Origin of the sequence: Sediminibacterium sp. C3 (genome assembly GCF_000508085.1) — a bacterium.
Classification (GTDB): domain Bacteria; phylum Bacteroidota; class Bacteroidia; order Chitinophagales; family Chitinophagaceae; genus Sediminibacterium.
In genome coordinates, this window is sequence record NZ_KI669560.1 from 2,892,285 (window position 1) to 2,902,309 (window position 10,025).

Annotated in this window: 5 protein-coding genes and 1 pseudogene; all 6 read right to left on the reverse strand. The window is 36.4% G+C overall.

Features of this window, described 5'->3' with window-relative positions; all coding sequences use genetic code 11:
- Nucleotides 1–9: 9 nt before the first annotated feature.
- The gene (locus F777_RS0113580) at nucleotides 10–444 is read right to left on the reverse strand and encodes a DUF6326 family protein (RefSeq protein ID WP_026752521.1); all 435 of its coding nucleotides are present in this window, start codon (nucleotides 442–444) and stop codon (nucleotides 10–12) included.
- A gap of 262 nt (nucleotides 445–706) precedes the next feature.
- Nucleotides 707–2,365 carry a DUF262 domain-containing protein gene (locus F777_RS0113590; protein WP_173399633.1) on the reverse strand — a complete coding sequence of 553 codons (1,659 nt, stop codon included), beginning with the start codon at nucleotides 2,363–2,365 and terminating at the stop codon, nucleotides 707–709.
- A 588-nt stretch (nucleotides 2,366–2,953) separates the two neighbouring features.
- Nucleotides 2,954–4,972 carry an AAA family ATPase gene (locus tag F777_RS0113600; protein WP_026752523.1) on the reverse strand — a complete coding sequence of 673 codons (2,019 nt, stop codon included), beginning with the start codon at nucleotides 4,970–4,972 and terminating at the stop codon, nucleotides 2,954–2,956.
- A gap of 243 nt (nucleotides 4,973–5,215) precedes the next feature.
- Nucleotides 5,216–7,054, reverse strand: a complete 1,839-nt coding sequence (locus tag F777_RS0113610; RefSeq protein WP_037369521.1) for an ATP-dependent nuclease — start codon at nucleotides 7,052–7,054, stop codon at nucleotides 5,216–5,218.
- A 149-nt stretch (nucleotides 7,055–7,203) separates the two neighbouring features.
- Nucleotides 7,204–8,382, reverse strand: a complete 1,179-nt coding sequence (gene ltrA, locus F777_RS0113615; protein ID WP_051408625.1) for a group II intron reverse transcriptase/maturase — start codon at nucleotides 8,380–8,382, stop codon at nucleotides 7,204–7,206.
- Between the two features lie 1,455 nt (nucleotides 8,383–9,837).
- Nucleotides 9,838–10,025, reverse strand: a pseudogene (locus tag F777_RS16830) (group II intron reverse transcriptase/maturase); the annotation flags it as partial.

Below are 10,025 nucleotides of genomic sequence, written 5' to 3' on the forward strand. Positions count from 1 at the left end.
GTCGATAAGTCAATTTTTAATTTTTGTCCATTTCCAAGCATACCATACGATTATTGATGTAAGTATGCTTTCAACAATTGCATAAAAAACATAGAAGGCTCTCCATCCTGAAATTGAAGTAACTGCAATCAAAAGCATAATTGCTGTAAAAAAAATACCTGCAATTAAATTCAGCCATCTATTTATTTTTGGTTTCAATATAACAGATAAGCAAACCATTAAAGCTGGAACTGCCAATAATAACGAAGCTACAAACAATTTTACAGGATTGTCGAGCATACTGTTACCATTGATTATCCCTTGCACTTTATTAGGCACATAGAGTTCAAAATAGTCTCCATAGATGTAAAAGAATGTCACAGAAGTCCAAAGTGCCGCAAGTTTGATTTTGGTATTCACTTTTAAGTCCTCCAATTCATTTGTGTTTGTCTTACTTGAATTCATATTTTTTTTGTTAGTCATTTGTCTGTTTTCTTGGGGTCGCTTTACGCTTGCCACCAACGAACAGGGCTTTGTGCAGGCAGGGCATTGTTGATTGTCCAGCCCGGAACTGAAGCCCAATAAAGAAATAAAAGTACAAGTTAACAACTAAAAGCCCAACAGCATTCCGTCCAGCCCGAACCAAAGTACAGCGATGCAAACAGCAGAAGTTTGAACGTCAAGCCCTGCTTGCACAAAACCCCATGTTGCCTGCTGTGTTTCTTCGTCACAAGTTTGAAGTGTCAAAATACTTTTTAGCAAACTCTGAAATTCGTTTGTGTCGCTCCGCTATTTCAAGTTCAGTCCACACATTATGTTCTCGTATTTCTGTATAGCTTGAAAGTGCTGTGTCCTGAAACAACTCACTTTTTTTGTCAAACGATTTGTTCCCAAACTTGCTGTTCTGGCTCTGTGTCAAAAGTGCTAAGTTCCCTGCAAGTTGAAGAAAGTTCTTTTTAAATTCTTCTGTGTATTCTTCGTCTGTTGGATTTTGAGGTTTGATATGCTCAATAGTGTAACTGTTATAAAGGTCTTTGTCCAACAATGCACCAGAACGATTTTTAACTCTCAAACTGTTTTCATACTGCCAAAGAATAAACTTGATTGTATTTCGGTTGTAATGATGCTTTTGATTATCAAAGTAGTTGTTTATGATATTCTTGAAGTAATCATTGTTATTCCAGTACCATTGAAAACCAAAGTCGGTAGAATGTTTTATGTCGTGATATAATCTTTCAATGTCGTAGCCATTAGTTTTTCTGAAATAATGCTTTGCAAGCGATGGCAGATTATCGGTTCTATAATCGCCTAATTTGAGTTTGAAACATAAGATTTCCAACAGCTTCAAAATCTTGTCGTATGTCTCGCCTTTGTTGTCTCCTTTGTTGAAAAGAACAAGTAAAATAAGTTTCCAGTTAGCTTCATTGCCAACGAAGAAAAGGTTTGTAATTGCTAACTGGGTCTTATTACTTACAATACTTTTTGCACTATGAGATATCTCTACAAAATTTTCAAAGAACAGTTTTATCCATTCAGTCTTGTCTGACGTTTTGTTTAGCCGCTCTTTGATAGCTTCAATGTTTCCGTTAATGTTGTAAAAGAGATTACAACAATTATCCAAAAGTTCGTTTTCAGTAAAATATCCTTCAACCGCTTCAATGTATCTGTAAGTTTTGGAAATGATGCTTTGAATTTCTGCGATGTCGTTGTTAGCTTGTTTGTTGTCGTTGCTTTGAATGTAGATTTGATGCATTAAATACGCTTTGATTACTTCAAATCTTGACAGTTCCTTTCCACGATTGTTTTGGTATTCAAAAACCTGTGTTGCTTCAACTTTGTTGGTGATAAAAAAGGTACTGATAACAGCGTTTTCCAAAGTCTCTTGGATTAAATCAAGACTTTCATTGTCAAGTTTGGATAATTCAGTTTCAAAATAGTTGAATGCTTCAATTATTCTGCGTTGTGATATAGTTTCCGTGTCGTCACTTATAGAAATTAAATGCTTTTGAGTAACTTTTTTGAAAATTACTTGGTCATCTTCAATGGTTTTAAACACGTCGGTCAAGTAAATTGCTTTTATTGCTTCAATGCTTTGTCCTTTGCTTGCATTAACTTTTGCAATTGCTGAAAGAAATAAAATTGTCGTTGTTAATCGTTGTTGTCCGTCTATGATAAAGAGGGTAGAACCATCTTTTTCAAATAAGAATTGTCCCAAGTAATAACGTTTCCCTTTTTGTTCTAAAAGGTCTTCAAGAAATTGAGAACATTGTTTGTTTTCCCAACTGTATGCTCTTTGATAAGCAGGTATTCTGATATTTTCAGAAGATTGGAAAAGCGATTTAATACTTTCTGCTGTTTTATTTTCGGTTGCTGTAATTGTTTCCATTTATTTTGGGTGTTGAAAATATCAAAGGTGGCGAAGCCACCTTTGATAAATGTTTTATAATGCTGGTTGGTGTTTTTTGGTGGGGCTTTTTGAACAAGAACCCGAACATAAGTTTGTAAGACTTGAATACTTACTACCGCAAAATTTGCAGACGTACTGCGACTTTTCACTTCCTTCGTAAAGTCCGTGTTTGTTGCCTTCTGGATTTTTAGAACAAGAGCCTGATGTCAAGTTTGAAACGCTGGAATATTTACTTCCACACCATTTGCAAAAGAAATTTGCCATAATTATTTAAGGTTTTGGTAGTGCTTACTCTATTCGGTTTTCAGCTTCCCCGTTTGTCTGTCAATGTTGTGTAGGGTGTCGCTCTAACATAGCAGGCAACGTTGAAGCATTGGCGATGTGGCGGTATTCTGTGTTCAGTCCGCCCGGTGCCGCTGCTGATTAAAGATACAAATGCTCATTGTTTATTCTGTTGCTCGGCGTTATTCGTCTGCCGAAACCGAAGCTGAACAGCGAACAAAAAGTTGAGAATACATTCGTCTCCCCGCCATATTGCCAATGCACTGTTGGCGGCTGGTGTATCGGTTATTTTAGCGACTTATTTATCTGTTGAATCAATTTCTTTAGATTCTCTCTTTCGTCGTTTGTCAGATTCTTTGCCTCATTAGTTTTTGTCCAACGAATAAAAGCTTTAGCAAGTTTATATTTTGAGAAATTTGGGACTTCAGCAGTGAAAATGTCGACGATTGGTCTACTTGGCTGACTTGTTGCAGTCGGCGAAGTGTCAATTCCATATTCTGATTTTACAATTGAAATTAATGTCACTCTTAGCAAGTCCTCAATTTCAGCTTTGGGAATTCCTGTAACATAATCTTTTGTTCTCAAAATATTTTTATTGCCTAATGTATGAACAAGGTTCTCTTGTTGTGCAGCTTGGTCACCAGCTGCATCTGAGTCAAGAAGAGCTGCTACTTTTAAATGGTGGGCAAATAATAGTGTAGCATAATAGACAACTTTACCGGCAGAATTGGCAAATACCAATGCAATTTTATCATTAAGGCTTTCGATTCCTGCATCAGCCAATAATTGAGAAGCTGCATCTAAATACCAATAATCTGTAAGCCCTTCTAAAACCAAATTTCTTTGTTGAGAAAATAAACTTTGAGCCAAATCATATCCTAAAGCTTCTTGCAGAGGCAATAAGCCTGCAGGGTCACTTGAAGAAATTGTGGTGTGAACTTTTGTTCCTTCTTTTCTGTTTTTTAGCTCGACAACACGTACTAAATCAAGTTCGTCTGGTCCAACTAAAAATGGTGAGTGTGTCGTGTAAATTGTTTGGTTATGTTCTGCAAGTCTTGAAATTGTATCTCTAAAATCCCTTTGTTTCAAACCATGTAAGCTCATGCCAGGTTCGTCAAGCAATAAGATTGCATTCTTATGTTTATCCATTGCTTCTGCAAAAAAGACTACAAAAAATGATACGAGCCATTGAAAACCTTCTGAACGCTGGTCAAGTTCAATATCTACTCCGATGTCATCTTCTACTACGACTTTTAAGTATTGTCCATCAGCAACAACTTTCAATTTATCCGCTTCTGGTCTGTCAGGGTTAGGCATCCAAACCTTCTTGATTTCCTCAGTTAATCTTACACTGGCAGCATTTAATTTATAGCTCCTCCTATCAAGAGAATCTTTATAAACTTTGAGAGCTGCGGCATCATTGATATTAGGACTTTGTGTTTTACCTAAATTGGAAAGTTCTCTTGCTGAAAACCCTAATAATTTCAATAAGCACAAGTTGCCATAATCATAGTATTGGTCATCTAAAAGATTTTGTTCTGTTCGTGTTGCCAAATGTTCCAGATGTACGGATGGCTTTACTTTGAAGTAATTATTGAAAAGTATGAATACGGGTTTACGTTTGCTCAGAACTGCTAATACTTCATCATGTTTTTTATTAAACTCAATTTGCTCAATTAGCTTTTGATACCTCTCTTCTTCTTTTTCATTTGATTCGTCGACTAGCGGATATTGTTTTTCTAAAAAGGCTTTCAGCGATTTTGATAAATCTTCTCCAATTAAGGAATTGTCCTGTAAGTTATCAGTAATGGTTTTAATTAATACACTTGGCTTTTTTGTTTCTTCTTCAGGATTGTCCTTTGCGTATTGTTTGTCAAGATGAGCAATCAGTCGAATAATGTCATTCTTGATTTCCTTGTAATGAATTTTCGCTGGGGCATCAATTAAACTATGATAAGTTGAGTTATCTATGTTTTTGTAATATTTATAGGTGCAATTATGAAATTCTGCAGGTATTAAATCTTTGTCACCCTGCTCAAGTTCGAAGTAGCCTGTCACTACAGTTACATCCTTTGGGTTTACTTTCCCTGTGTCTAAGTCGTTTAGCAAAGAACGAGGGTAGTCTCTCAAAGCTTCAAAACCTGAAACTTCCGCAGGCTTATTTAATTGCTGCAACGCTTTCAATAAGACAGTTTTTCCCGCTTCATTGGGTCCAACCATTATAGTTTTGAGTTTTTCTATTTCAAACTCACCACTGTCAATAATGCTACGATAATTTTGAACTCTTGCTTTTTTTAGTCTCATATGTCAATTTGGTTAAGGTTGCTCATTAACACTTGCCTCCAACGTCCGAGTATTTGCGAAGGCAGGGAATTCATTGATTGTCCAGCTTGGTACAAATGCCCATTTGAAAATATGTTGTTGAATTTATCAACCAAAGTTGAACATTTAACGTCGAGCCCGAACCACTGCTGCTGTTTGGACATAGCTGACGTTGCATTGTCCAGCCCTGCTTTTGCAAATACTTTTGTTGTGCGTTCACCCTTCTTAATTCAGTTTTCCAACTATTATGTTGTACAAATTAATAAATTCATCTTCTACACCGTCAAACCACGTTAGTCGAAGTTCATCAAAGTTCAAGCTTGAATAATGTTTGTCTGCAACACTTTTGCCGCCTAAATGTGCTCTTATTGCATCGTCAGGATAATCTTTGCAAAAATTCTTGGCGTGGTCAAAATCTGAATATGTCACTACTGCCGCAGGAACTAATCTTTGTAAAGCTGTCGGATGTATATAATTTTCTAGGAGTCTCTTTTTAGAAATTGTAAAATCAGTACCTAATGTCAATCCATATGCAATAAGGTTTGTCTCGTTTGTTGATACAGCTCCAGCATTTTCTTTATCGCTGTCCAGAAAAATAAAAAATGGCTTCTCAAGTTTTGTAAACAAATCTAGATTTACCCAATGCTTAACGCCGCCGCAACCACCAATAGGAATGATATTTACGTTTAATTCTTCAAAAGTCTGCGGAATTAATCCAGCTTGTTTATAGAGTGTTGCTTTATGATGCATTGCTTTAACATCATCAATTCCTTCAACAAGAAATAGTAATCTAGAAGTTGAAAATAAAGGTGTAAAAGTATTGTCAGGTTTAATACCTAAGTCTATAGCCAGTTCCTTAAAATCAATTGCGTTTTGATTAAGTGTATATGTGTTATTGGGCTTTGAGATGTGAATAATATTATGCCGTTTTGTATTACCGACAATAGTCGGTGAATGCGTTGATGTAATTACCTGATAACCGTTTTCAGATAGAGAATTTAGCTTGTCGAATAAGTTTTCTTGAGCGGATGGGTGAAGGAAGGTTTCCGGCTCTTCGAACCCGAAAATGATTTGTTGTGTAGCATCCGTTCTTTCAGTTTCAGCTAAGTATTCGAAATAGGACATCATGGTAATTCTTCTAAAACCGTCACCACGTGAACTTAATGGCAAGTCATTACCTGTCGCATCACTAACAAATGATGTAGATATTAATTTGCTCCAATCGAAATCGACTTTTGGCTTAACCTTTTCTGTTGATTTAACGACATCATTAATTTTATCTGTTACTTTTTGTAAAACACCTTCCAATTGTGTTTTAACTGTTGTTTCCATGTCATCAGTATCAATTTCATCTTTGATTAACTTAAATGCCATGTCCTTAAAGTATTTCTGAATAGTTGCATCAGTATCTGAAAGGGAAGTGTCTGCTTTGAAATACTGGAATGCTGGCAATACTTTCTTGATAGCGTCACCTATTGCTTTGGCTTTTGAAGTTCCTGTAGCAGGAATTTCCTCAACATCGAATTGGAAGGCAATATTATTCTGCTGATTAAATTCTCGTAATTTTTGTCTTTTTTCTACGTTGTTATAAGCCTCTCCATTTCCTTTAGCGGAGGCAATTTGATTGGCAATACATTGAGTAATCAATTGAGCTTCGGTTTTAAAAATAAAGTCATTATTGCCATCATATTTTTTTCTTACAATTGAAGTTTTTGGCTTTGTAACATTAGTCTCTGTTACATTCCAAACTTTTTTCCAAACCAATAAGCCTTCTGCGTTTATTAACTCCTCATCTTCAATTGTCGTAAGTATTTCCTCACCTAAAAGGCATTCTTTGTTTCTTGCGTCAAAGAATAGTTCAACTGATATTTGATTGTTTTGAGCTGCTACATTATAATCAGCTTTTGTCAACGCTGTTTCATTTAGTGCAGCGTCAAGAGCTTTTAAAATTGTTGATTTACCGGCGTCGTTCTGTCCAACTATGCAGTTGAACATATCAAAATTTACAGTGATAGAGCCATTTATGCCTCTAAAATTTGTGATGATGGCTTTTTTTAAAATCATAAGCAGTTATGGTTGAAGTTTGGTGTTGTCAGGGTGACGCACAATCGAGTCACGCAAGGGATTTTCACCCTTACGTTCTCACGGAACCGTGCTTGATAGTCTCCCATCACACGGCTCTTCTTGTTTATAAATCACAAGTTAATTATAACTTACGGATGTGCCACTTGCCAGTGTGGGAATAAATAAGGGTTGAGTTTGTATTGTATTTGCAACCATTTAATTGCTGCTCTTACCCCCAAACCCTTTTCCCATTTAACCCATTTTAATAGTCTCGCATTTAATTGTTTCCAGACATAGTTCATATGACCACTTGAGAACTTATGAAAGTAATTCATGATTCCCCGTATTTGTGGTGTTAAATATTGGGCTATAGTTACAAGTGGTTTTCGCTGCTTGTGTATATTCCAATCTTTAAACTTTTCCAGTAAACTAGTCCTGGATTTAGTACTTATGAAGATGCTTGGAACAATCAAAACCTTTTCTTTAAACTTTACACAATTGGGGCGTATAGTGAATCCTAAAAAGTCAAAGCCTTTGGGGTATTTCTTTTCTGAATACCCTCTCAGATTGACTATTCTTGTTTTGGTAGGGTGTAAGGTTAGTTTACACTTCTCCATTCTCTGCTTGATTTTGTTAAGCACATATATTGCTTGTTTCTCCGTCTTGCAATGAACTACTATATCGTCTGCATATCGTTCAAATGGCTTTTCTGGATGTTCCTTTGTCATCCACCCATCAAATACTACATGTAGAAAAATATTTGCTAATAACGGACTAATTACTCCACCTTGTGGTGTACCCAACACAGTTCTTGTGGCTTTGCCATCCTGCTCTATTATCCCCGCTTTTAACCATCGCTCTACATACAATTGTACCCATTTGTCTTTGCAGTAATGCGCAACCGCAGTCATTAATAGTTCATGGTTAATGGTATCGAAGAAGCCTTGTATGTCGATGTCTATCACAAAATCGTGATTAAAACAATTACTGTTGGCTTTTGCAACAGCATCGTGACAGCTTCGATTTGGTCGATATCCGAATGACCCCTCATGAAAAACGGGTTCCACCTGCAATTCTAAATGTTGCTTAACAACTTGTTGTGCTATGCGGTCCATGACAGTCGGAATGCCTAAACTTCTTATTCCACCATCTTTCTTTGCAATAGCAACTTGGCGAACAGGTACTGGAAAATACGATCCTGAAGAAAGTCTGTTCCATAGCTTGTATAATAATCTATATGCATTTTTGTCTACATATTCCCATGTCATACCATCTATGCCAGCACTCCCTTGATTGGCTCTTACTCTCTTGTACGCCTGCCACACCATTAACTTGGTAATTGGTTGTGATTTTGTACTCAAAATAATCTGTCATCCCATTGCTGGTTGTAAATTGGTTTTGATAACTAAACAAGCTTAATCCTTCGCTCCACTTAGTTTCTTAAGTTTCCTCACTACTATGATTAAGTCTGCCGCCATTGCTTCGCCTCATCCAAAAGCGTTTGTTCCTCTTTCGATTTTACAAAACAACAATGACTTCACTTGTTCCATAAAACAGCCTATAATACAGTCCTGCCAACTTAACCCCGGATGCCGTGTAACCTATAATCTGGTATTCATTACACTCTATTCGTAAACACAAACGTAACTGCTTACTTTCGACATCGCTATTGCCCTTACGAGGCTTCATCATTGGTTCACTTGCGTTCAGCTCTTGTATTACGCACCTACAGAAATCATCGTTCCTGTTTTTCTTTATCGCTCACTACAAAATCGTTTCCAATTATTGCAGCATAAAGTGGTTTGAAAACTACTCCAGAAAGTCGTCTTCGGAAGACCATAATTTCTCGCTATTATCAGAGAAATTCTTCCATCTGTTTTACAGCATTTAAACATTAATCTCAATAATGTTTAATTCAAGTCACACACGCCCGAGGCTTTACGCAGGGTGGGGAAGGATTGTTCCCGCTGCTGGCTTGGCCACTTAAAACTCGATTATTTAAAGCCAAATTACTGAAGCTCATTTGAAATACCAAAGCTGATGGGCCATTGCTGAAAGCCCAACTTGCGTAAAGCCTTTTGTTGGCAGAAGTATTGGTCATTTAGCCATTAGGTCAGTTTACTTAAATATTAGGATTATAACTAGTCTTTTGATTTATTGTGTCGTTTTCCAAATATTAGATAAATGAAAAACAAACATAGAATTAGATAAATTGTCACTATGTAGATATTCCCCCAAGTTTGTCGTGGGAAAATCATAAAAATAAAATTTGTTGGAAGGTAGAAGAATAGTCCCACCTTTCGTGCTATACTCTTGTTCATCTTGTTGGGTGTTTTTCGTTTTCAAATTTCTTGTCGTGTGACTGTCTTTTAAAAATCTGCTTCAATTCTTTCCTATTAAAAGGTATAGTTATAAAGAATGCCATCCAAGTTGCATGAAAGACATGATATTTCCATGAACGTTTCTCGTCAAAAACAAACTGTTCAGCAATTAACCAAGCGATAAGCCAATAAAACCAATTTAAGATGAACGAAATAATTAACTTCTTCAAAGGTGTCAAGCTGTTATACCATTCGTTGTACTTCTTTATCATTGTTTTCGTAACTCGGTCTAATAAATGTTTTGGTCAATCTTGAATATTTTTCGAAAATAAAGCAGTATCAGCATATTTCTGCCAATCGAGTCACGCAAGGGATTTTCACCCTTACGTTCTCACGGAACCGTGCTTGATAGTCTCCCATCACACGGCTCTTCTTGTTTATAAATCACAAGTTAATTATAACTTACGGATGTGCCACTTGCCAGTGTGGGAATAAATAAGGGTTGAGTTTGTATTGTATTTGCAACCATTTAATTGCTGCTCTTACCCCCAAACCCTTTTCCCATTTAACCCATTTTAATAGTCTCGCATTTAATTGTTTCCAGACATAGTTCATATGACCACTTGAGAACTTATGAAAGTAATTCATGA